This is a genomic window from Novosphingobium sp. Fuku2-ISO-50, assembly GCF_001519055.1.
Taxonomy (GTDB): domain Bacteria; phylum Pseudomonadota; class Alphaproteobacteria; order Sphingomonadales; family Sphingomonadaceae; genus Novosphingobium.
This window is the reverse complement of record NZ_KQ954291.1, coordinates 164,835-188,527: the sequence shown is the minus strand read 5'-3', so window position 1 is coordinate 188,527 and position 23,693 is coordinate 164,835. Positions and strand designations below refer to the sequence as shown.

General features: G+C 63.5%; 21 protein-coding genes. 11 read left to right on the top strand and 10 right to left on the bottom strand.

Annotated features, from left to right (window positions below):
* Positions 1-200 precede the first annotated feature (200 nt).
* Genes AQZ50_RS11355 through AQZ50_RS11345 form a run of 3 tightly spaced genes read left to right on the top strand, consistent with a single transcriptional unit; the run spans position 201 to position 2,746 of the window.
* Positions 201-968 (top strand): DUF4136 domain-containing protein, encoded by a 768-nt coding sequence (locus tag AQZ50_RS11355; protein ID WP_231730234.1) that lies wholly within the window; start codon positions 201-203, stop codon positions 966-968.
* Between the two features lie 49 nt (positions 969-1,017).
* Positions 1,018-1,599 (top strand): DUF4136 domain-containing protein, encoded by a 582-nt coding sequence (locus AQZ50_RS11350; RefSeq protein WP_067746557.1) that lies wholly within the window; start codon positions 1,018-1,020, stop codon positions 1,597-1,599.
* Positions 1,600-1,609: 10 nt separating this feature from the next.
* Entirely contained in the window at positions 1,610-2,746 is a 1,137-nt protein-coding gene (locus AQZ50_RS11345) for a M14 family metallopeptidase (RefSeq protein ID WP_067746556.1), read from the top strand.
* 162 nt (positions 2,747-2,908) lie between these two features.
* Here AQZ50_RS11345 and arsC read toward each other — a convergent pair whose 3' ends face one another.
* The 4 genes from arsC to panC form a co-directional block, all read right to left on the bottom strand.
* Positions 2,909-3,250 (bottom strand): arsenate reductase (glutaredoxin), encoded by a 342-nt coding sequence (gene arsC / locus AQZ50_RS11340; protein ID WP_067746555.1) that lies wholly within the window; start codon positions 3,248-3,250, stop codon positions 2,909-2,911.
* 11 nt (positions 3,251-3,261) lie between these two features.
* Positions 3,262-3,771, bottom strand: coding sequence for a (2Fe-2S)-binding protein (locus AQZ50_RS11335; protein WP_067746554.1), 510 nt, complete (start codon positions 3,769-3,771; stop codon positions 3,262-3,264).
* Between the two features lie 176 nt (positions 3,772-3,947).
* Positions 3,948-4,715, bottom strand: a complete 768-nt coding sequence (locus tag AQZ50_RS11330; RefSeq protein WP_067746553.1) for a class II aldolase/adducin family protein — start codon at positions 4,713-4,715, stop codon at positions 3,948-3,950.
* Between the two features lie 24 nt (positions 4,716-4,739).
* Positions 4,740-5,633 carry a pantoate--beta-alanine ligase gene (panC, locus tag AQZ50_RS11325; protein WP_082703593.1) on the bottom strand — a complete coding sequence of 298 codons (894 nt, stop codon included), beginning with the start codon at positions 5,631-5,633 and terminating at the stop codon, positions 4,740-4,742.
* A gap of 176 nt (positions 5,634-5,809) precedes the next feature.
* Between panC and AQZ50_RS11320 the strand changes: the two genes are divergently transcribed.
* From AQZ50_RS11320 to AQZ50_RS11305, 4 genes are read left to right on the top strand one after another with little or no spacing between them, the layout of a single operon-like run.
* Entirely contained in the window at positions 5,810-6,652 is an 843-nt protein-coding gene (locus AQZ50_RS11320; RefSeq protein WP_067746552.1) for a division plane positioning ATPase MipZ, read from the top strand.
* Positions 6,649-6,942 (top strand): J domain-containing protein, encoded by a 294-nt coding sequence (locus AQZ50_RS11315; RefSeq protein ID WP_067746551.1) that lies wholly within the window; start codon positions 6,649-6,651, stop codon positions 6,940-6,942. The genes AQZ50_RS11320 and AQZ50_RS11315 overlap by 4 nt, the downstream gene beginning before the upstream one ends.
* Positions 6,935-8,356 (top strand): phosphoglucomutase/phosphomannomutase PgmG, encoded by a 1,422-nt coding sequence (gene pgmG, locus AQZ50_RS11310; protein WP_255354611.1) that lies wholly within the window; start codon positions 6,935-6,937, stop codon positions 8,354-8,356. The genes AQZ50_RS11315 and pgmG overlap by 8 nt, the downstream gene beginning before the upstream one ends.
* Entirely contained in the window at positions 8,322-10,853 is a 2,532-nt protein-coding gene (locus tag AQZ50_RS11305) for a ligase-associated DNA damage response DEXH box helicase (RefSeq protein ID WP_067746550.1), read from the top strand. The genes pgmG and AQZ50_RS11305 overlap by 35 nt, the downstream gene beginning before the upstream one ends.
* 106 nt (positions 10,854-10,959) lie before the next feature.
* On the opposite strand, the gene AQZ50_RS11300 is transcribed toward AQZ50_RS11305, so the two are convergent.
* The 4 genes from AQZ50_RS11300 to AQZ50_RS11285 all read right to left on the bottom strand — a co-directional run bounded on the left by AQZ50_RS11300 (position 10,960) and on the right by AQZ50_RS11285 (position 13,657).
* Positions 10,960-11,397 carry an ExbD/TolR family protein gene (locus AQZ50_RS11300; RefSeq protein ID WP_067746549.1) on the bottom strand — a complete coding sequence of 146 codons (438 nt, stop codon included), beginning with the start codon at positions 11,395-11,397 and terminating at the stop codon, positions 10,960-10,962.
* A 79-nt stretch (positions 11,398-11,476) separates the two neighbouring features.
* Positions 11,477-12,004, bottom strand: a complete 528-nt coding sequence (locus AQZ50_RS11295; RefSeq protein ID WP_067746548.1) for an ExbD/TolR family protein — start codon at positions 12,002-12,004, stop codon at positions 11,477-11,479.
* A 111-nt stretch (positions 12,005-12,115) separates the two neighbouring features.
* Positions 12,116-12,874, bottom strand: coding sequence for a MotA/TolQ/ExbB proton channel family protein (locus AQZ50_RS11290; protein WP_067746547.1), 759 nt, complete (start codon positions 12,872-12,874; stop codon positions 12,116-12,118).
* 120 nt (positions 12,875-12,994) lie between these two features.
* Positions 12,995-13,657: an energy transducer TonB gene (locus AQZ50_RS11285; protein ID WP_067746546.1), complete on the bottom strand. Its 663-nt coding sequence runs from the start codon at positions 13,655-13,657 to the stop codon at positions 12,995-12,997.
* Between the two features lie 485 nt (positions 13,658-14,142).
* Between AQZ50_RS11285 and AQZ50_RS11280 the strand changes: the two genes are divergently transcribed.
* Positions 14,143-14,937, top strand: coding sequence for a hypothetical protein (locus AQZ50_RS11280; protein ID WP_067746594.1), 795 nt, complete (start codon positions 14,143-14,145; stop codon positions 14,935-14,937).
* 154 nt (positions 14,938-15,091) lie between these two features.
* Positions 15,092-16,408: a homoserine dehydrogenase gene (locus AQZ50_RS11275; RefSeq protein WP_067746545.1), complete on the top strand. Its 1,317-nt coding sequence runs from the start codon at positions 15,092-15,094 to the stop codon at positions 16,406-16,408.
* Between the two features lie 24 nt (positions 16,409-16,432).
* On the opposite strand, the gene AQZ50_RS11270 is transcribed toward AQZ50_RS11275, so the two are convergent.
* The gene (locus AQZ50_RS11270; protein WP_231730233.1) at positions 16,433-16,858 is read right to left on the bottom strand and encodes a hypothetical protein; all 426 of its coding nucleotides are present in this window, start codon (positions 16,856-16,858) and stop codon (positions 16,433-16,435) included.
* A gap of 169 nt (positions 16,859-17,027) precedes the next feature.
* Here AQZ50_RS11270 and glpX point away from each other — a divergent pair, with 169 nt between their 5' ends.
* Together glpX and AQZ50_RS11260 are read left to right on the top strand one after the other, a co-directional pair.
* Entirely contained in the window at positions 17,028-18,023 is a 996-nt protein-coding gene (gene glpX, locus AQZ50_RS11265) for a class II fructose-bisphosphatase (RefSeq protein WP_255354610.1), read from the top strand.
* 464 nt (positions 18,024-18,487) lie between these two features.
* Positions 18,488-18,931, top strand: coding sequence for a hypothetical protein (locus tag AQZ50_RS11260; protein WP_156427326.1), 444 nt, complete (start codon positions 18,488-18,490; stop codon positions 18,929-18,931).
* A 406-nt stretch (positions 18,932-19,337) separates the two neighbouring features.
* Here the strand turns inward: AQZ50_RS11260 and rpoC are convergent, their stop codons facing one another.
* Positions 19,338-23,621 carry a DNA-directed RNA polymerase subunit beta' gene (gene rpoC, locus AQZ50_RS11255; RefSeq protein WP_067746543.1) on the bottom strand — a complete coding sequence of 1,428 codons (4,284 nt, stop codon included), beginning with the start codon at positions 23,619-23,621 and terminating at the stop codon, positions 19,338-19,340.
* Between the last annotated feature and the right edge of the window lie 72 nt (positions 23,622-23,693).

The following is a 23,693-nucleotide window of genomic DNA, read 5'->3' as shown; positions in this document are numbered from 1 at the left end:
ATCACCCCTGTTGCCTGTGCATTTTGGCCTAGTGGATTGTTTTTGACATTTGCTTCCCGCCATCCGGATAGCACGGTCGCAAATGTCAGAATCGGACCACTAGCAGGCGTTACCATAGAAGGAATCCCCCTAAGCATCCGTTGTAGTGTGACAAGGTCCGGGCTTAAGATGCCGCCTGCCCCTTCAGGATGACACCGATCATGCGCCATTCCCGCCTGTTAATTCCTTTCGTCGCCGCGCTGACACTGATCGGGCCCGTGCAGGCGCAGCCGTTTCCCGGCGGCTGGGGCGGCCATCGCGGCGGGCCCTGGCAGGAAGGGGGCGATCGCGTCGCCACGCAGGGCAATGCAGAACCGTCGAAAAAGATCGATGTCGAAACTTTTCGCGCCGCCGATGCCGCCGACCTGCTGGGCAAAGGGCGGATCGTGGTGACCGATGCACCGCCGCCCGCCAACGCCATGGCAGACGACGATGATGCCAACCAGCCCCCTGCCGGGCCGGACGAGAAACTGCCGGTCTATGAAGCCGCCGTGATCGATCAACTGGCGGGCAAAGGCTATGACGTCGCCCATGTCAGCGATCCCGGGCAACTGGTCGAAGTGGCGATCAGCAGGGACATCGTCGTGCCCGAAGAAGCGCCGCACAAGCCGGTCAGCGGCGAAGTGAGCGTCGGCGTGAGCAACCGGGGCACATCTTATGGCATGGCGCTCGCCGTCGATCTGTCAAAGCCGCGCAAGGCGATCACCGCCACCCGGCTCGACGTGCGCATACGCGACAAGGCGACGCGCCGCGTGCTGTGGGAAGGCCATGCCCAGGGGCAGGCCCGCGTGACCGATGGCGGCGATGATGACACACGTATGGCCGGACGCCTGGCCGGGGCGTTGTTTGCCCGGTTCCCCCAGGGCAAGATCGTGCAGCCCGTGCCCGGCGCAAACCCGCTGACACCGCCCAACGGCGCCGGGGAGTAAACCGACGGAGCGGATTGCGCCGCGCGCGGCGTTCGCCATAGTGCCGCGCATGTCACGATTCGCCCTCTTGCTCGTTGCCGCCGCACTCGTCGGCACCCCGGCCCTTGCCGATCCGGTCAGCGTCACCCGCTTCATCGCCGCCGATGCCGCGCCGACGCATGGCACGTATGCCGTAACCACCACACCGGGCATCGATCCGACCTCGCTCGAACAGCGGCCCTGGCTCGACGCGGTGGCGCACAGCCTTGCCGGCCTCGGCTTTACGCCAAGCGCCGACACCAATCCCGACTTCGTCGTCGAAGTCCACGTCGAGCGCCAGACGCGGCATATCGACCGCGCGCATCCCCCGGTTTCGGTCGGCATGGCGGGCGAAAGCGGCACCTATCACTCCGGATTCGGCATGGGTGTCGGCTTTACGCTGGGCGGCGGGCCCAAAGACCTCGTGACGACACACCTCGTCGTCACCGTCCGCGAGCGCGCCAGCGGCCGCCCCTTGTGGGAAGGCCGCGCCGACAACACCGAAAACGCCCATGGCAAGCGCGGCGGAATCGACATCGCCGCGCCGCGCCTCGCACAGGCGGTGTTCACAGGCTTTCCCGGCAAGTCGGGCGAGACTATCACCGTCAAATGAGCACCGTCAAATGAGCGAAACCCCGATCCTGATCGATGCCGCCTTTGACAGCGGCAATATCGAAGTCCTGTCCATCGCGGGCACGAGCGCCACGCTGGCGATCCGTCACGATGCGCATTCGCCGTTTTTCCAGTGGTTTCATTTCCGCGTCGCGGGTGCGGCGGGGCGTATGCTGGAATTGCGGCTGACCGGGCTGGCTGCGGCGGCCTATCCCGACGGGTGGCGCGGCTATCGCGCGGCGTTCAGCGAAGACCGCCGGTTCTGGGGCCGCGCCGAAACGCATTACGATCCCGCGCTGGACGGCGGCACTTTGACCATCCGCCACTGCCCGGCGGGCGATCTGGTCTGGTTTGCCTATTTCGCGCCCTATTCATGGGAACGGCATCAGGATCTCATCGCACGCAGCGCCGCCGCGCCGGGGGTTGCGCATCGCGTGCTCGGCAACAGCCTCGATGGCCGCCCGATCGATTGCCTGACATTGGGCGAAGGCACGCGGCAGGTCTGGCTCTATGCGCGCCAGCATCCGGGCGAATCGATGGCGGAATGGTGGATGGAGGGCGCGCTCGCGCTGCTGACCGACCCTGCCGATCCGCATGGCCGCGCGCTGCGCCGGGCTTGCACGTTTCATCTGGTGCCCAATGCCAATCCCGACGGATCGGTGCGCGGGCATTTGCGCACCAATGCCGCCGGGATCAATCTCAACCGCGAATGGCATGCCCCCAGCCCGGAACGCTCGCCCGAAGTGCTGGCGATCCGCAACGCGATGGATGAGACCGGGGTTCACTTTGCGATCGACGTCCACGGCGACGAGGCGATCCCCCATGTCTTCATCGCCGGGTTCGAAGGCATCCCGTCGTGGCGCGAAGAGCAAGGCGCGGGCTATCGCCGCTATCGCGCGATTCTCGAACGCCGCACTCCCGATTTCCAGACCCGGCGCGGCTATCCCGAAGCGCGCGCCGGCACTGCCAATCTGACGATGTCGACCAATCAGGTCGCCGAGCGCTATGGCGCGGTAGCGATGACACTGGAAATGCCGTTCAAGGACAACGACGATTTGCCCTGCCCGGCGCAAGGCTGGAGCCCGGAACGCTCGGCCCTGCTTGCCCGCGCCTGCCTTCAGTCGCTGCATGAATGGTTGCTGGCGTAACAGCGTTTACGGGTTTTTAACCGCTTGCCGTGTAGAAAAGGCGCATGGTTCATGCCCTGCGCCTTTCCCCGGCCCTGTTCGAAGAAGCGCTGCGCTTTGCCGTGGTGATCGGCTGCGCCGCCGCGCTGATCGGCGCCGGCCGCTTCCTGCCGTTCTGACCTCTCAGAGAATCTCCAACACCTTTTCCTTGGGTCGGCACAAGCGCACGCCCTTGTCGGTTTCGACCAGCGGGCGTTCGATCAGCTTTGGCTCGGCGGCCATGGCGGCCAGCACGGTCGTATCATCGGCCTGGGGCAGCCCGCGCTCTTCGGCATCGGTGCCGCGCAGGCGCAGGCCCTGTTGCGGGGTGATCCCGGCATCGCGGTAAAGCTGCGCCAGCTTCGCGGCGCTGGGCGGGGTGGTCAGATATTCGATCACGATCACGTCCGCTCCGGCCTCGGTGAGGATGGCGAGCGTGTTGCGCGATGTGCCGCACTTGGGATTGTGCCAGATCGTGGCCTTCATGGGTGATTCCTTCAAAGTCCGGGAGTGGTTGCCGTGGCCGGAACGGGGACGCGCACGCCCTTTTCCTCGCCGCGCAGGATGCGCCCGGCGCGCTGGATCGTGCGCACCAGCCGGGGTTGCACGCCGCAGCGGCAGATATTGGTGATCGCGCCGGTAATGTCGGCCTCGGTCGGATTGACATTGCGCGCGAGCAAGGCGGCGGCGGCCATGATCAGGCCGGGGGTGCAAAACCCGCACTGAATCGCCTGTTCGGCGACGAAAGCCTGTTGCACCGGATGGTTGCGATCGCCCGACAGGCCCTCGATCGTGGTGACGCTGCGCCCTTCGGCCTCGCCCAGCGAAAGCGTGCAGGCGGGCATCGCCTGCCCGTCGACAATCACCATGCAGGCGCCGCATTCGCCCGTGCCGCAGCCATACTTCGTACCCGTCAGGTTCGCCGCATCGCGCAACGCCCAGAGCAACGGGGTATCCGCATCGAGCCGGAATTCGACCGGCTGATTGTTGACTACAAGGCGCGCCATGCCCGCGTGTCTAGAGCAACACGCGCTCAGGACCAATCGAGATTCAGGCCAGACGGAGCCGAGAATGGTGCTTTTTCGCGACCCGGAGCGCAGCGTACTTTAAAGTACGTGAGCACCGGAAGCGCGGAAAAGTGCCGTTCGCAGGCCCGTATGGGCTGAATATCGGTTGGTCCTGCTCAATCCCGCCAGCTGCGGTCGATTTGATCAATGCGGCGGACCCAGGCGGAAAAGTCGGTGCCGCCGGGCGCAGTTCCCGGCACCTGCACTTCACGCAAGTCGCGCTGGTGCACCGCGACCACATCATCGGAAATGTGAATCGCCGGGCGCCCCATAGACAGCGTCGCCACCTGAATCTCGCAGGCGCGTTGCAGTGCCCACATCTGCACGAACATCGACTGCAGCGTCGGCGCCAGCACCACCGGGCCATGATTGCGCAGCATCAGGATGTTCTTGTCACCCAGATTGGTCAGCAACCGCTCGCCCTCTTCGGCGCGCACCGTCACCCCTTCGAAATCGTGATAGGCCAGCCGCCCGATGAAATTGCAGGCGTAGAAATTGGTCGGCAGCAGCCCCTCTTCCAGGCTGCATACCGCCATCGACGCAGTGGTATGGACATGGCAGATCGCATTGGCCCAGTGCAGCTTGCGATGAAACAGCCCGTGCTGGGTAAAGCCCGCCTTGTTCACCGGATACTGGCTCGGCCCGATATTGTTGCCGTCGATGTCGATCTTGACGAGATTGCTGGCCGTGACCTCGCTGTAGAGCAGGCCATAGGGATTGATCAGAAACGCTCCGTCCTGATCGGGCACTTTGACCGAGATGTGGTTATAGACCGATTCAGACCAGCCAAGCAGGTCAAAGATCCGGTAGCACGCGGCCAGTTCCTGCCGCGCATGCCATTCGGAATCGCTGCATTCGATGTTGGGGCGGATCTGGGTGGCCATGGCATGCTCTCCTTTTATGATTGGTCAGACGGCGGCGGCAGCCTCCGGCACAAGCGCCATGGCAGGTTCTACCGCCATGTTGTCGATCAGCCGGGCCTTGCCGATATGCGCCGCGACCAGCAACCGCGCGGGTTGCCCCTTCCATTCGACAATATCGTCCAGCGTATCGGCTGTCCGCAACTCTGCATAGTCGATGCGCTGAAATCCCGCCGCCATGATCGCCCGGCGCAAGGCATCGAGCGCGCAGCCGACTGCCTCTCCGCCGAGAATCGCCCCGATCGCCGCGCGCATCGCCCGGTTGAGCGTGGCCGCCCGCGCGCGCTCTTCGGGCGAAAGATAGCGATTGCGGCTGCTCAGCGCCATGCCGTCCGCCTCGCGCACGGTGGGCACGCCAATGATCGCATCGACATGGGGAGAGGCAAGGTCGAGATCGCGCGCCATGCGGCGGATGATCGTCAACTGTTGCCAGTCCTTTTCGCCAAACAGCGCCACATCGGGGCGGACCTGGTTGAACAGTTTGAGCACCACGGTCGCCACGCCGTCGAAATGGCCGGGGCGATGCATCCCGCACAAAACGCGATCGAGCCCCGGCACGGTGACTGTCGTGGCAAAGCCGTCGGGATACATCTCCGCCACGGTCGGCGCCCACAGCAGATCGGCCCCCGCCTCGCGCAACAGGCGGCTGTCCTGCGCCAACTGACGCGGATAGGCGGACAAGTCCTCATTCGCGCCAAACTGCATCGGATTGACGAAAATCGACACCGCCACACGATCGGCAAGGCGTCGCGCCTGGCGCACCAGCGTCAGATGCCCTTCATGGAGCGCGCCCATCGTCGGCACCAGCGCCAGGGTTTTTTCCCCGGATTTGAGCGCCGTCAGGGCTTTTCCCAGCTCCGCGCGGGTCGAGACGGTTTGCATGGGCCTGGTCTCTCCTTTACCATGCGGCCAAGACGTGGACGGCCATGATCGGGCCCGGAAAGAACCGATTCCGGTTATGACCAATGGGTTGACGACCGGGGCTTGTGATCCGGTCCTTTGCGTTATAGCCGGAAATGCCTAGCCACGCACCTGGTCGCATTCAAGCGTCCGATTAAGTGCAACCGCCCAAGAAGGAAGTGACTGTGTCGAACGGCCCACACCGCATCGTTTTCGCCAACGAGAAAGGGGGCACGGGCAAATCGACCACAGCCGTGCATGTCGCCATCGCGCTTGCCTATCAGGGCGCGCGAGTCGCCGCGATCGACCTCGACAGCCGTCAGCGCACGCTGCACCGCTATCTCGAAAACCGTGGCGAAACCCAGCGCCGCCGCCAGATCGCGCTCCCCACGGCGCAGTTCACGGTGTTTGCCGGAGACAGTGTCGAAGAGCTCGACGCGCTGACCGAACAAATGGGCCAGGACGCCGATTTCGTGATTTTCGACACGCCGGGCCGCGACGATCCGCTGGCGCGCCATGTCGCCACCCGCGCCGATACGCTGGTCACCCCGCTCAACGACAGCTTCGTCGATTTCGACCTGATCGGCCAGGTCGATGCCGAAACCTTTCGCGTGCGTCGCCTGTCATTCTATGCAGAACTGATCTGGGAAGCGCGCAAGAAGCGCGCGATGTCGACGATCCGCGATGCCCGCCGCGAGATGGACTGGGTCGTCGTGCGCAACCGCACCGGCTATACCGAAGCGCGCAACCAGAAGCGCATCGATCAGGCGCTGACCGAATTGTCAAAGCGCGTGGGCTTTCGCATCGCCAGCGGCCTGTCCGAACGCGTGATCTATCGCGAACTGTTCCCCAGCGGGCTGACCTTGCTCGACAAGGGGCACCTCGGCGAACTCGGCACCAGCCATCTGGTCGCGCGGCAGGAACTGCGCACGCTGATCGCCGGGCTCAACCTGCCGGCAGCCAATGGCAGCGCCCAATTGGCGCTTGAAGGGGTGGCATGATCCTTCGCCTTACCGAGCTGGCGCTGCTCGGCAGCCTCGTGATCCGGTTCATGACCGGACAATGGCCGTGGGTGTGGTGGCAGGCGCGCGATCTGCGCAAGGCCGAAAAGCATGCGCGCGTGTTGCTCGGGCTGCCCCATGATGCCGCGCGCGAAGACATCATCGATGCCCATCGTCGCCTGATCACGCGGGTCCATCCCGATCGCGGCGGAAGCAACGAAGCGGTCTACGAGGCCAATGCTGCGCGCGATGTGCTGCTCGAACGGCTCGGCCCCAAAAATCGTGGCTGAACGGGTCGCACCTGCGACGGTGCGATGCGATCGGCACCGGTTCGACCCGAGCCTGCTGCGCGAATACGACATGCGCGGGGTCTGGGGCGAAACGCTCGGGCCGCGCGATGCCTATGCGCTGGGCCGCAGCTTTGCCACGCGCGTGCGCCGTGCCGGTGGCACATGCGTGGCGGTGGGCTACGACGGGCGGCTGAGTTCGCCCGCGCTCGAGGCGGCGCTGGTCATGGGGCTGGTCGAAGGCGGCGTCGATGTGCGACGCATCGGGCTCGCGCCCACGCCCTTGCTCTATTACGCGGTTGCCTCAGCCGGGGAAGTGGATGGCGGCATAGAGGTAACCGGCAGCCATAACCCCAAGAATCACAACGGCTTCAAGATGGATCTTGGAGGTCAGCCATTCTTTGGCAATGACATACTCGATCTCGGCCGGATCGCTGCCGAGGGCGACTGGAGTGTCGGCAGCGGAGCGATCGAGGACATCGACCTGGCCGCTGCCTATTGCACGCGCATCCTCCATGCGCTCGACGGGATAGACCCGGCCCGGATCGAACCCTTGCGCATCGGCTGGGATGCGGGCAACGGCGCCGCCGGGCCCCTGATCGAACGGCTGGTCGCGCAGCTCCCGGGGCAGCATGTCCTGTTTTACACCACTGTTGACGGCCATTTTCCACACCACCATCCCGACCCCACGGTCGCGGAAAACCTGGGCGACCTGATCGCGGCTGTCGCGCAAGGAGAGATCGACTTCGGTTTTGCTTTCGACGGCGATGGCGATCGGCTGGGCGTGGTCGACGGGCGCGGACGCATCCTGTGGGGCGATCAGCTCCTACTCATCCTGGCGCAGGACTTGATGGCGCGGCGGCCCGGATCGCTGATCATGGCGGATGTGAAGTCCAGCCAGATGGTGTTCGACACGGTGACCGCGCTCGGCGGAAAGGTGCTGATGGCCCCGACCGGGCATTCGTTGATCAAATCGGGAATGAAGCAATCCGGCGCCGTGCTGGCCGGGGAAATGACCGGGCATCTGTTCTTTGCCGATGATTACTACGGCTATGACGACGCGCTTTACGCCGCGCTGCGCCTGCTGGCCGCTTCGGCGCGACTCGGGCGCTCGCTGACCGCGCTGCGCGATGCCATGCCCGAGACGCATGCCACGCCCGATCTGCGTTTTGCCGTGCCGGGGGTCGATCCCTTTGCCGCCGTCGCACAAGTGACCGCGCTGTTGGCCGAGGCGGGCATGGCCTTTGACGCGACCGACGGCGCACGGGTCACAACGCCAGACGGCTGGTGGCTGCTGCGCGCGTCCAACACCCAGGCGATGCTGACCGCGCGCGCGGAAAGCCCGACCGCCGCCGGGCTCGACCGCCTGCTCGCCGATCTTGATGCGTGGCTCGCACGAATCGGCATTCATCGCTAGACCGGCCGGCGTGAACGCCGTCGACCTTCCCCCCGAAATCGCCGCGTGGTTTGCCGCGCGGGGGTGGAGACTGCGACGACATCAGGCAGATATGCTGGCGGTGGCGGCGCGCAGCGAGCATGCCTTGCTGGTCGCCGATACCGGGGCGGGCAAGACGCTCGCCGGGTTTCTGCCGACGCTCGCCGAATTTGCGCCGTCGCGGCTTGCCGGAGCACCTCCGCCCGATGGATTGCACACGCTTTACGTCTCGCCGTTGAAAGCGCTGGCGCATGATGTGAAGCGCAATTTGCTGGCTCCGGTGGACGAGATCGGGCTGCCGATCCGGATCGAGACGCGCAGCGGCGACACGCCGAGCGAGCGCAAGGCGCGCCAGCGCGCCCGGCCGCCGCATATCCTGCTGACGACGCCCGAATCGCTGTCGCTGCTGCTCAGCTATCCCGAAAGCGCAGAGCTGTTTGCCGGGTTGCGCCGCGTGGTCATCGACGAAGTCCACGCCTTTGCCAGCGGCAAGCGCGGCGATTTGCTGACGCTCGCATTGGCCCGGTTGCAGGCACTGAGCCCGACGATGCAGCGGGTTGCCCTCTCGGCAACACTCGGCGACCCCGAAAGCTATCGGCGCTGGCTGGCGCCGGGCGGCGATGCCTATGACGTTGCCCTGGTCGAAGGGGAGACAGGGGCCGCGCCCGAAGTCGAGATCCTCGAGCCGGTCGACAGCCGCGTGCCATGGGGCGGCCACGCCGGAACATGGGCGGTGCCCCAAGTCTATGACCTGATCCGCAAGGCGCGCACCACGCTGGTCTTTACCAACACACGTTTTCTCGCCGAATATCTGTTTCAAAAGCTGTGGGATGCCAACGAAGACACGCTGCCCATCGGCATCCATCACGGATCGCTCAGCCGCGAGGCGCGCGCCAAAGTCGAAGGCGCAATGGCGCGGGGCGAATTGCGCGCGCTGGTGTGTACGGCCAGCCTCGATCTCGGCGTCGATTGGGGTGACATCGATCTGGTCGTGCAGATGGGCGCGCCAAAGGGGTCGTCGCGTCTGTTGCAGCGTATCGGCCGTGCCAACCATCGGCTTGACAGGCCGAGCCGCGCCGTGCTGGTGCCGGGCAACCGCTTCGAATTCCTCGAAGCACTGGCCGCCTGCGATGCCGTCGCCGCAGGGCAGCGCGACGGCGATGATTTCCGTCCCGGCGGGCTCGACGTTCTGGCCCAGCACGTCATGGCCTGCGCTTGTGCCGGCCCCTTCGACGAGATCGCCTTGCTCGCCGAAGTCCGTTCAGCGTCGGCCTATGCCTGGCTTGACGACGAGGTGTGGCGCCGCGTCCTCGAATTCGTGGCGACAGGCGGCTATGCCTTGCGCGCCTATGACCGGTTTCGCCGCATCGTGCGCGATCCCAACGGGCATTGGCGCCTGGCCCATCCCGATCAGGCGGCGCGGCACCGGCTCAATGCCGGGATCATCGTCGATTCCGAAATGCTCGAAGTGCGTTTTCGCAACGGGCGCGCGCTCGGTAAAGTGGAAGAAGGCTTCGGCGCACAACTGGCACCGGGCAACACGTTCCGCTTTGCCGGATTGGATCTGGAGGTCGAAGCCTTGCGCGACAGTGCGATCGTCGTTCGCGCGGCAAAGAAGGCGGGGCAGATCCCCAGCTACATGGGCGCGCGCATGCCGCTAACCACGCATCTCGCCGATCGGGTACGCGGCCTGCTGACCGATCGGGCCGGCTGGGCACGCATGCCCGACGATGTGCGCGAATGGCTGGAAATGCAGGATTGGCGCAGCTGCATGCCCGGCCCGGACTCGCTGCTGGTCGAAAGCTTTCCCCATGCCGGGCGTGCCTATAGCGTATTCTACACGTTCGAGGGGTGGAACGCGAACCAGTCGCTCGGCATGCTGATCACCCGCCGCATGGAGCATGCCGGGCTGTCCCCGCTGGGCTTTGTCGCCAACGACTATGCCCTGGCCGTCTGGGGCTTGCGGGCGGCGCCCGATCCTGGCGTCTTGTTGTCGCCAACGATCCTTGCCGACGAATTCGACGACTGGGTGCAAAACTCCTATCTGCTTCGGCGCGCGTTCCGCGAAGTGGCGGTGATCTCCGGACTGGTCGAGCGCCAGCACCCCGGCCAACGAAAATCGGGTCGGCAAGTGACCTTTTCGACCGATCTGATCTACGATGTCCTGCGCAAATACGAACCGGGGCACTTGTTGATCGAGGCGGCCTGGGCCGATGCTCGGGCGCGCCTGACCGATCTGGGGCGACTCGCCGCCTTGCTTGAACGAGCCGCGCGCCAACTGGTCCATGTCGAGCTTGACCGGGTCAGTCCGTTGGCCGTGCCGGTGCTGGTGATGATCGGGCGTGAAAGCCTGCCGCTCGGTGCGGCGGATGAAGACCTGCTGATCGAGGCAGAAAGCCTTGGCGCGATGGCCATGCAGTCCGATCGTCCCTCAGCCGATCTTCCCCCGCCCGATCTTCCCCCGCCCGATCTTCCATAGCAAAAGGGGGGAACGGCACGCGGCCATTCCCCCCTTTCAGGCGCTTCCGCCGGACCGCTGTGCGTTGCGACACGCACCGGCGATCACTGTTTCGACATGGGCGCTGTTACTGTGCCTTGCCGAACGTGGCGTAGTTTTCGTTACCCACGAACCCGAACTTGGTCACCTTGGAATCGGTGATGATCTTGAGGATCTCGTTCGCAACCTCATAGTTGGCATAAGCCTCGGGCTGGAACTGAAGTTCCGGCTCGACGGGCAGCGCCTTGGTCGCCTGAAGCAGCGAGACGAGGTTGCCCTGAGTGATCGGCGAACCATTCCACAGGATCGTGTTGGCTGCCGTCAACACCAGCTTGTTCTTCACCGGGTTGACGATCGGGTTGTTGGTCGGGGGCGTCGCCTGAGGCAGGTTGACGCTCACCGAGTGGGTGGCCACGGGGATGGTGATGATGAACATGATGAGGAGAACGAGCATGACGTCGATCAACGGCGTCGTGTTCATTTCCATCATCGGCGAGCCATCGTCCTTGCCGCCGCTCATTGCCATGGGTGGTACTCCTTGATCCCTGGATCCCGCTGAGGCGATCCGATGGTGGTCAGGTCATCAGGCGCTATGGCCGTCAGCCTTAACCGTTCGGATCGACCGGGGTCGAGATGAAGCCGACCTTGGGATAACCCGCAGCCTGCACGTTATAGATGGCCCCCGCGATGCACTTCCACGGAACGTGGACGTCGCCGCGGATATGGACTTCGGGAACTTTTTCCGGGTCCATGTTGGCCGCGCCGCCTTCGCGCTTCACGATCGCATCAAGCCGCTCGAACGCTTGCTTGTAGAGTTCGCTGTTATCGACCGGCGTGGTGTTGTTGATATAGACGCGGCACTCGCCGGTCGGCGAAGAGCCGAGGTAGCCCGGCTGATTGGGGCTGCGACCGGCAGTATCGGTCGAAACCACCGCAAGCAGAAGGTTTTCCACTTTGTCCTGGGTCTCTTCAGACTTGAGGACGGGAACTTTCAGCTTTTCGACGGTCTGGATCGCCACCGGCACCGCAATGAGGAAGATGATCAGCAGCACGAGCATCACGTCCACGAGCGGCGTGGTATTGATGTCCGACATCGGGCGTTCTTCGCCGCCGCCGCCTACAGACATTGCCATTGGTTAAATCCTATCCGAGTTGCCCCGCGTGAAACTGGCGGATGGTCCGTTGCATCCCACGCGCGTTTCCGGACAGGGTCGACCCGACAGGACCGACCCCGGTGTAGAAACTTACTTCTTCGGCGCAGCAGCCGGGGCAGCCGGCTTGGCAGCGGGGGCAGCCGGGAGAACCGGCTTCACCGCACCGTGCGACGCAATGTTGGCGAGCACGTCGGTGCTGAACCCGGTCAGCAGCTCGGCGATACGCTTGTTGCGCGCCTGCAGGAAGTTGTAGGCAAGAACGGCGGGAACTGCGACGAGCAGACCGAGCGCGGTCATGATCAGCGCTTCACCAACCGGACCCGCGACCTTGTCGATCGAAGCCGAACCGGCGAGACCGATCGCGATCAGGGCGCGATAGATGCCGACCACCGTACCGAACAGACCGATGAACGGCGCCGTAGCACCGACGGTCGCGAGGAACGGCAGGCCGCCGGCGAGCTTCGCGTTGATCGAAGCTTCCGAACGAGCGAGCGAGCCATGCAGCCAGTCGTGCGCTTCGGTCTGGTCGACCAGCTTGGTGGTCTGGTCTTCAGCGAGGAGGCCGTCGTCGACGATCTGGCGCCAGGCGCTGTTCTTGTCGAGCTTCGTAACGCCTTCCTTGAGCGAGCCGGCGCGCCAGAACGGGGCGATCGCCTTGTACTGGCCGCTGATCTTCGACTGTTCGTAGAACTTGGTGAACAGGATGAAGAACGAGCCGAACGACATGATGCCAAGGATGGTCACGGTCGCGTAGGAAATGAAACCGCCGGCCTGAAGAGCTTCGACGAAGCCGAACTTGTTCTGCGGCGCAGCACCGGTCGCGGCCGCAGCGAGCGTCTGAATGAGCATTCCGATCTTCCTCTACAAGAATTCAATATGAAGGGTAATAATCTGGGCGATAGCGAGACTTCACGTCTCAGATAGGCTGGGCCCGGCAGGGCCGAAGGGGACCACGCGCAAGGTGCGCGATCAATCCTTCGGAATCTGCCAGCGGACCGAACTGGTATAGCTGCCCGTGGTCGGGTTTCCATCACCATCCGAGGCCGGAGTAAAGCGCGCGCGGCGCCGCATCAGGTCGCAGGTTGTCTTGTCCAGCTCGGCGCTGCCGCTGGACTTGGTGATTTCGCAGTTCGTGACTTTCCCGTCGGTGCCAACGCTCAGGTGGAAGCCGGTAACGCCTTCCTGGCCAAGCTGCAGAGCACGCGTTGGGTAATCGTTATCCGAAGCCCATTCGCCCGGACGTCCCTTCGGAGCAGCCCCCTTCGGCGTAAAGCGCGGAGGCGGCGGCGCAGGCGGCGCAGGCACAGCGACAGCAGGCGGCGGCGCCGGAGTCGGCGGCGGCGGTGTCGTCACGGTCTGAATCGCAGGCGCCGGGGCGTTAAACGAAATAGGTGGAGGCGGCGCCACAATCGGCGGAGGCGGAGGTGTATCCGTCTTCGGCGGCGGTGGCGGCGGCGGTGGCGGCGGTTTATCCGGGTCAATCTTGACCGCGGTTGTCACCTCCTTGATCTTCTTGAAGGCCGAGTACGCAAGGCCAGTGACCAGCGCGTAGCCGACAACAACATGAAGAAGAGCAACGATGATGAGCGCGGTGATCTTGTTACCGCTCATCTGTTGGTCAGCGTAAGCCATTCAGCTACTTTACTCCTGATCTTCCCCAAGAACCCCGGCGCAGAGAGATACCCCCACGCAAAAGCCCAAGACGGAGCCACGTGCGAAATCACCGTCCCGCACGCTTGGCCAATCCAGCGATATCATTCCACCCTGCCGGCAACCCGGTCCACCGACATCGGGCACAAGGGAGCCCGGCGGCGGCATTTGTCGAGCATTGGTTTATGGTTTGCCCGATCTGGGCCAAGCTTTAACGCCGAAGGCATGGGCGCGCAATTGCTTTATCGGTTCACATCTGATTCACCTGTGATCGCCTTCATGACACGCCTTGCGGGGCTGTCGCGAGGCCCGATTCGCCATCAGGATTGCCCATGCCCACGCCCCTTTGCCGCCCCTTTGCCACAGCTGCATCAAGGCTTGTGCTGACCCTGTTCGCGGCGGCTCATGCACATGCTGCGATCGCACAAAATGTCACGGATTCCGCGCCTTCTGCGGCTTTGCAGAGCATGCCTGCGGCACCCGTTGCGGCACCCGGCCCGATGGGCGAAACCGGGGGCCAAACTTATGCCGACATGGTCGATCTGGCGCTTGCCAGCCCGGTCGTGGCCAAGGCCGTGATCCACCGCCAAAGCAAGCTGAAACCGGAAGAGTCACCGGGTCTCGCACCGGGATTTGTCCGCCTTTATATCGAAGCGGATACCTCCGCGCTGCTGTTCGGGCCCGCGCTTGGCGAATCACTCCGCTTCCTTGCCGACGTCCGACTTGATGCAAATGGCAAGGTGCCAAAGCTCAACAAGTCACAGGTGTTGCTTTTTGGCAACGTCGTGCCCGGCAAGCCCGGCGAACTGCAACTGACCGCTGCGGACACGATGCTTGCATGGAGCGCGGATCTCGAAACACGGACCCGCGCGATCCTGACCGAGCTGGTCAGCCCCGATGCGCCGCCGCGAATCATCGGCTTGCGCGAAGCCCTGCACGTTCCCGGCAATCTGGTCGGCGAAGGCGAGACGCAGTTCTTCTTTGCCACCGATAATGCCAAGCCGGTGTCGATCTCGGTCGTGCGCCGTCCGGGCGAGGCGGCACGCTGGGGCGTCAGCTTCAGCGAAATCGTCGATCAGGCCGCCCAGCCGCCGCGCCCCGAAACGCTGGCCTGGTATCGGCTGGCGTGTTCGCTGCCGATCACCATTCCCGACAAGGCGGCGATTTCATCGACCGATGCCGACAAGCGGATTGCCACCGAGGACTACGCGCTGGTGCAGCAAGAGCTCGGCCCCTGCCGGCGCAATCGCCCCGGTCCCTGAGTGCGGGAAAGCCCGCACCGGTCCGCGGCAGACCGTTTCGGCGCAAAAAACCGGTTCCCGTTTCCTCGCCTCATGCTTTAAGGCTCGCCACCGGTAAAGGGCGGCAGCCGCCCTTGGCGAGGCGCGCTGACAGGCGCGCCCAATTGAGGATAACATGAGCGAACCTTTGCGCATCGCGCTGGCCGGCCTCGGTACTGTTGGTGGTGGAGTGGTCCGCCTGATCGAGGCCAATGCGGACCTGATTGCCCGCCGCGCCGGTCGGCCGATCGTGATCACCGCGATCAGCGCCCGCAACCGCTGGAAGAATCGCGGCTTTGACGCAAGCCGTTATGCCTGGGAAGACGATATGGTGATCCTGGGCGAACGCGGCGATGTCGATGTCGTGGTCGAACTTGTCGGCGGCGCCGATGGGCCCGCGCTGGCATTGGCGCGCACGACATTCGAAGCGGGCAAAGCGCTTGTCACTGCAAACAAGGCCATGATCGCCCACCACGGGATCGAACTGGCCAAACGGGCAGAGGCGGCACACTCCGCGCTGAAGTTCGAAGCGGCAGTGGCCGGCGGCATCCCGGTGATCAAGGGGCTGAAGGAAGGCGCGGCGGCCAACCATATCCACCGCGTCTACGGTATCCTCAACGGCACCTGCAATTACATCCTGTCGACAATGGAAGACACCGGCCGCGACTTCGCCGATGTCCTGTCCGAAGCGCAGGCCAAGGGCTTTGCCGAATCCGATCCGAGCTTTGACATCGACGGGGTCGATGCCGCGCACAAACTGTCGATCCTGTCATCGATCGCGTTCGGCACGGCGATCGATTTCGGCGGGGTGGCGATCACGGGCATCCGTCGCGTGCTGGCCGCCGACATCGCGCAGGCCGACGCATTGGGCTATTACATCCGCCTGATCGGGCTGGCCGATGTCGAAACCGGCCCCGATGGCAAACGCCGCCTGTTTCAGCGCGTGCATCCCCATCTCGTCCATCGCGATCATCCGCTGGCGCATGTCGACGGCGCGACCAATGCGGTCGTGTCCGAAGGCGATTTCGTCGGCCGCCTGCTGTTTCAGGGCGCGGGCGCGGGCGACGGGCCGACCGCGAGCGCGGTCGTCGCCGATCTGATCGACATCGCGCGCGGCGACATCGGTGCGCCGTTCTCGATCCCCGCTGCGGAGCTTGACCAGGCGACCCGCGCCGACAGCGGGCATCGCACCGGCAAGGCCTATCTGCGCTTCACCGTCGCCGACCGCCCCGGCACGCTCGCCGAAATCGCGGCGGCCATGCGCGATGCCGGGGTTTCGATCGAAAGCCTGATCCAGAAGGGCCGCGTCGAAGTCGGCGGCGAAGACCGCGCCCTGGTCTCGCTGGTCACGCATCATGGCCCCGAAAGCGCGATTGCCGAGGCGCTGCGCCTGCTCGACGGATCGCCCAGCCTCGCCGAAGCGCCGCTGGTAATGCATATCCTGCAAGAATAAGCGCGAAGCCGTTCGCGGCAATAGTCAATTGCCGCGAATTTCGCCCTTGCCGACCCGGTCTGCATCGGAGCCATCGGGCGCCGCAGGGAGCCCGCGGAAATCGATGTTCGGCAGCATCCCGGGCGGGCACCCGCCGAGGAAGCAACTGCCAAATTTGATGCTGTGGCCGGTGATCCGGTTGGACATGACGTCGGGCGCGCGGGGCAACCCGTCGCCCAGCGCTGTGGCCGCTTGCAATTCGCCCGGAATCGGCAGGCGATCCTTGGTATTGTCCTTCTTCTTGCCGCAGACGGTAATCCCGGCGACGACGCCTTCGTCCGCGCAGCGCGGCTCGCGCGGAGACACCAGCAAGCGTTCGGCCAGATTGGGCTCGTCCTTGGAACTGTCATCGTCGGCGTTTACAGGCAGCGACGGCGTCTTTGCGTTTGACGGTGCGGTTGATTGGGACACGTTTTGCTGCGTCCCGCTTGATTGTGCTTGGGCATTCGCCACCGGACAGACCAGCAACGACGCAACACAAAGGACGTGCGTCACTCTCGACAAAACCGTCATCCTCAGTCTAGGGCAGTGCATACGTCTGCACTACCATCTTCCACGCCCACCTCGACAGGGAACTACCGTGACCCAACCCATTGCACAACCCGCCCCATCCAAGGTTCTTGACCGTGTGCTCGTGCTCGAAATGGTGCGCGTAACCGAAGCGGCAGCGATCGGCGCGGCAAAGTTGATCGGGCGCGGCGATGAAAAGGCAGCCGACCACGCCGCCGTCGAAGCCATGCGCGCCGCGCTCAACGAGCTGTACATGGACGGCACCGTGGTGATCGGCGAAGGCGAACGCGACGAAGCGCCGATGCTGTTCATCGGCGAAAAGGTCGGCCTGGCGCCCGGCAAGGGCCCCAAGATCGACATCGCGCTCGACCCGCTCGAAGGCACCACGATCACCGCCAAGGCCGGTCCCAACGCGCTCGCCGTGCTCGCCGTTGCCGAAGAAGGCGGGCTGCTCAATGCACCCGACGTCTATATGGACAAGATCGCGGTCGGGCCGGGCTATCCGGCAGGGATCATCGATCTCGACAAATCGGTCACCGAAAACGTCAAGGCCGTGGCCGCCGCCAAGGGCGTGGAGCCGGGCGAGATCACCGTCTGCGTGCTCGACCGGACTCGCCACGACGACATCATCACCGAACTGCGCGGGCTGGGTTGCGGCATCATGCTGATTTCCGACGGCGACGTTGCCGGCGTCATCGCCACCACCGATGAAGAAACCGGCATCGACATGTACATCGGCCAGGGCGGCGCCCCCGAAGGCGTGCTCGCAGCAGCCGCGCTGCGCTGCGTCGGCGGCCAGTTCAAGGGCCGCCTCGTCTTCCGCAACGATGACGAACGCGCCCGCGCCAAGAAGTGGGGCATCACAGACCTCAACAAGCAATACGACCTGACCGAACTGGCCAAGGGCGATTGCATCTTCGCTGCGACCGGCGTCACCGACGGCTCGCTGCTCGCGGGCGTCAAGCGTCACAAATCGGGCATGCTGACCACCGAAAGCGTCGTCATGCGCGCAAGCTCGGGCACCGTGCGCTGGGTCAAGGGCGAACACCGCCGCCCCAAGGGCTGATCACGCCAGATCACGAATGACAAGACACCCGCCGGACTGGTTTCGGCGGGTGTTTTTGTTTGCCTGCGGCGGGCTTGGTTTTGCTTCCGGCGGGCATTCTTGGTGCCTCCGGCGGGCAAGGGCCATGCCCTTGCATCCCGTTATCTTGGCGTTGGTATCCTGCGCAAACGCACTGCCCGACTGGCAGGAATTGGAGGAAAGCAGACATTCCGGTCTTGGCGGCGATTGGCTAACTTTCCTATCAATAGAGCCGCATCAGCGAGGTTTGATTGGGCGTTTTCGGAATGTTAAGTTTTCTCCGCTAATCAAGCGATATGATTAGAGAAATACCCTCCCTGTATTTTCAGGCAACGCGAGCGAAAGCGGTTATCGGCGCGCTTATATTGGCTCCGTTCGGGTTGGTCGCTGCTTGCTTGTTTTACGTCACGATATACATTTTGCCTTCGGCGACGGCAGAAGGAAGCATGAGCGTCATAGGAATATTCAGTTTTCTCGTCGCGATAATCATAGTCGGGGCAATGACCATTGCAGTTTTGGGAGTTATCTTTCCCTCACAGATTGCAGTCTCAGCAGATGAAATCCGGTTTAAAAAACTGGGATTTTTTATGCGGACGTATAATTGGTCACAACTGGGACAGCCTTTTCTGACGGGAGATGATCTCGGTCGAGCGCGCCTTGGGATGGATGTGCTTGGGGCAAGAAGTAAGCTCATTTTCTCACCAGTGGACTATCGTTTAGATTCAGAGGAGATGCTGAAAATTATTCTGAATGCTAGGGATGGGAAATTGGCTGGCTCAGGTGAAATTGGATCAGCTAAAATCGGAAACATTGGCTGGAAAGTGGGCCTCATTTTCGTCGCTGTGATTATTTTGAAAGCCATCCAGTTCGCGCTTATTGCTCAGCACTAAAAACATCATTCGCCTCATCTTTCGGCATATACCAATATTGTGCGCATGGCAGGAATTCGGGCAACCGCGTCCCGAATGACGTTTTTTGGGGCGCAAGTTGCCATTTGACCAGAATGCGCGTTTGCAAACGCGGTATTCCGCAAGACTCTGGATCGACGCGCAGCCGGCAGGGCGCGTCAGAGGTTGCGTCGGGAGACTGTATTGCCGCTTTGCGCCAGGACGCAAGGCCGGCCTGGCGCGCAAACGAAGCCAGTTAACGGGATGCAAGGGCAATGGCCCTTGCCCGCCGGAGGCAGAATGCTCCCGCAGCCAAACAAAAACCCCCGCAGGACCGATCCTGCGGGGGTTTTCAGTTGTCTGGCAGAGCCGGAAACCCCTTCCCCGCACTGGGGAAGGGTATTCAGCCTCAGGCTTCGTCGCCCTTGAGCAGGTAATCTGCTGCATCGGCGTCGAGGCCGTGGGTTTCGCCTTCGACGGCGGCCAGCGGATCTTCACCGTACAGCGCCGCTTCGCGACCCTGCTTCAGTTCGGCGGCATGTTCCTCGGCTGCCGACGTGGGCGCGACCAGGGCCGTTTCGAAACGGCGTGTGGCGGCGCGCAGGGCGGCATCGCGGCTGGTGGCCACGACGCGCAGGCGGTTCATGCTGGCGCCGGTCCCGGCGGGGATCAGACGACCGACGATGACGTTTTCCTTGAGCCCGATCAGGCTGTCGCGCTTGCCTTCCACAGCCGCCTGGGTGAGCACGCGGGTGGTTTCCTGGAACGACGCGGCAGAGATGAACGAACGGGTCTGCAGGCTCGCCTTGGTGATGCCGAGCAGGACCGGCTTGCCTTCGGCCTTTTTCTGGTCGGGGGCGAGCTTGGCGTTGTATTCGTTCATTTCTTCAAAATCGAGCTGTTCGCCGGGCAGCAGGGTGGTGTCGCCGCCATCGGTGATTTCCACCTTTTGCAGCATCTGCCGGACGATCACTTCGATGTGCTTGTCGTTGATCTTCACGCCCTGGAGGCGATAGACTTCCTGGATTTCGGCGACGAGGTATTCGGCCAGCGCTTCGACCCCGAGCACTTCGAGGATGTCGTGCGGGTCGGGCGAGCCCGAGATCAGGTTGTCGCCCTTCTTGACGTAGTCGCCTTCCTGGACGTCGATCACCTTGGACTTGGGGATCAGGTATTCGACCGGATCGCCTTCTTCCGGGATGATCGCGATCTTGCGCTTCGCCTTGTAGTCGCGGACGAATTCGATCCGGCCGGAAATCTTGGCGATGATCGCGTTGTCCTTGGGACGGCGCGCTTCGAACAGTTCGGCAACACGCGGCAGACCGCCGGTGATGTCGCGCGTCTTGGCGGCTTCGCGGCTGGCACGGGCCAGCACGTCACCGGCTGTCACCATCTGTCCGTCTTCGACCGACAGGGTGGTGCCCGGCGCCATCAGATAGCGCGCGGCCTCGCCCGAATTTTCGTCGAGCAGAGTCAGGCGCGGGCGCAGATCTTCCTTTTTGGCGCGGCCACCGGCGCGGTTTTCGGTCACCACGCGCTGGGCGATCCCGGTCGCATCGTCGACCAGTTCGGTCAGCGTGCGGCCGTCGACCAGATCCTGATAGCGCACGATACCCGTCTTGTCGGTGATCACCGGGGTGGTGAACGGATCCCATTCGGCCAGGCGTTCGCCCAGTTTGATGGTGGCGCCGTTCTCGTTGATCAGGTGGGTACCGTAAGGCACGCGGTGGACTGCGCGCTCACGACCATCGCTGTCATAGACCGCGATTTCACCGTTGCGCGCGAGCGAAAGGCGACGCCCGCGGCTATCGGTGATGGTCGGGATGTCGCGATATTCGACGGTACCGTCGCACAGCGATTCGAGGTGCGACTGTTCGTTGACCTGCGCCGCGCCACCGATGTGGAACGTGCGCATGGTCAGCTGCGTACCCGGTTCGCCAATCGACTGCGCCGCGATGACGCCGACCGCTTCGCCGATATTGACCGGAGTCCCGCGGGCGAGATCCCGGCCATAGCACTTGCCGCACACGCCGACCGCGGATTCGCAGATCAGCGGCGAACGGATGCGCGCCGACTGAACGCCCGCTGCTTCGATCCGCGTGATCGCCGCTTCGTCGAGCAGGGTGTCCTTGGTGACGAGCACTTCGCCGGTCTTGGCCTCGATCATGTCTTCGGCCAGCGTGCGACCGAGGATACGTTCGCCAAGCGAAGCGATCGTCGAACCGCCCTGAACGATCGCGCGCATTTCAAGCGCGCGCTCGGTGCCGCAATCTTCCATCGTGACGACGCAATCCTGCGACACGTCGACCAGACGGCGGGTCAGGTAACCCGAGTTTGCCGTCTTGAGCGCGGTGTCGGCCAGACCCTTGCGGGCGCCATGGGTGGAGTTGAAGTATTCAAGGACGGTCAGGCCTTCCTTGAAGTTCGAGATGATCGGGGTTTCGATGATTTCGCCCGACGGCTTGGCCATGAGGCCGCGCATACCGGCAAGCTGCTTCATCTGCGCCGGCGAACCACGCGCGCCCGAATGGCTCATCATGTAGATCGCGTTGACCTGGCGTTCGCGGCCGTGTTCGTCGATCGGGCAGGCGCGCAGTTCGTCCATCATGGCCGCCGCGACCTGATCGCCGCAACGGCTCCAGGCGTCGATGACCTTGTTGTACTTTTCCTGCTGGGTGATCAGGCCGTCCTGATACTGCTGTTCGTAGTCGGCGACCAAAGCCTTGGTTTCGTCGACCAGCGCATCCTTGCTCGGCGGGATGATCATGTCATCCTTGCCGAACGAGATCCCGGCCTTGAACGCGTGACGGAAACCGAGCGACATGATCGCGTCGGCAAACAGCACGGTCTCTTTCTGGCCGGTGTGACGATAGACCTGATCGATGACGTCGGCGATTTCCTTCTTGGTCAACAGGCGGTTGACCAGTTCGAAGGGAACCGTGTGGCTTTTCGGCAGACATTCGCCCAGCAGCATGCGGCCCGGCGTGGTGTCATAGCGCTTGAGGTAGGTCTTGCCCGCTTCGTCGGTTTGCGGAACGCGCGCGACGATCTTGCTGTGCAGCGTGACCGCCCCGGCGTGGATCGCCTGGTGCACTTCGGCCATGTCGCCGAGCAGCATGCCTTCGCCCGGCTCGCCCTTGCGATCCATCGACAGGTAATAGAGCCCGAGCACCATGTCCTGCGAAGGCACGATGATCGGCTTCCCGTTGGCGGGCGAGAGGATGTTGTTCGTGCTCATCATCAGCACGCGCGCTTCGAGCTGGGCTTCCAGTGAAAGCGGCACGTGGACGGCCATCTGGTCACCGTCGAAGTCGGCGTTGAATGCCGAGCAGACGAGCGGGTGCAGCTGGATCGCCTTGCCTTCGATCAGCACGGGTTCGAACGCCTGGATGCCCAGACGGTGGAGCGTCGGCGCGCGGTTGAGCATGACCGGGTGTTCGCGGATCACTTCGTCCAGGATGTCCCAGACTTCCTTGCGTTCCTTTTCGACCCACTTCTTGGCCTGCTTCAGCGTCATCGACAGGCCCTTGGCGTCGAGCCGGGCGTAGATGAACGGCTTGAACAGTTCGAGCGCCATCTTCTTGGGCAGACCGCACTGGTGCAGCTTCAATTCCGGCCCGGTCACGATGACCGAACGGCCCGAATAGTCGACGCGCTTGCCGAGCAGGTTCTGGCGGAAGCGGCCCTGCTTGCCCTTGAGCATGTCGGACAGCGACTTGAGCGGGCGCTTGTTGGCGCCGGTGATGATACGGCCGCGACGACCGTTGTCGAACAATGCGTCGACCGCTTCCTGCAACATGCGCTTTTCGTTGCGCACGATGATGTCCGGCGCGCGCAATTCGATCAGGCGCTTCAGACGGTTGTTGCGGTTGATGACGCGGCGATAGAGATCGTTGAGATCCGAAGTCGCGAAACGGCCGCCGTCGAGCGGCACCAGCGGGCGCAGTTCGGGCGGAATGACCGGAACCACGTCGAGGATCATCCATTCGGGACGGTTGCCCGAATCGATGAACGATTCGACGACTTTCAGCCGCTTGATGATCTTCTTCGGCTTCAGTTCCGACTTCGTCTCGGACAAGTCCTTGAGCAGGTCTTCGCGTTCCTGGACAAGGTCGAGATCCATCAGCATGTGCTTGACGGCCTCGGCGCCGATTCCGGCCGAAAAGGCGTCTTCGCCATATTCGTCCTGCGCGTCGAGCAGTTCGTCTTCGGTCAGCAGCTGATAGCGTTCGAGCGGGGTGATGCCCGGCTCGATGACGACATAGCTTTCGAAGTAGAGAATGCGTTCAAGCTGCTTCAACTGCATGTCGAGCAGCAGGCCGATGCGGCTGGGCAGCGATTTCAGGAACCAGATGTGCGCGACGGGCGCGGCCAGTTCGATATGGCCCATGCGTTCGCGACGGACCTTGGTCACGGTCACTTCGACGCCGCACTTTTCGCAGACGACGCCCTTGTACTTCATGCGCTTGTACTTGCCGCACAGGCATTCGTAGTCCTTTACCGGACCGAAGATGCGTGCGCAGAACAGGCCGTCGCGTTCGGGCTTGAACGTGCGATAGTTGATGGTTTCCGGCTTCTTGATTTCGCCGAAGGACCAGGAACGGATGCGCTCGGGGCTGGCAAGGCCGATGCGGATCTGGTCGAAGCTTTCCGGCTTCGCGATCTGGTTGGTGAACTTGGTCAGGTCGTTCATTGCGTGTTCCTCGCTGGGAGGGAAATCTTTGGAATTCGGCGGCAAAGGAGCTGGCCGACGGGATCACCCCGC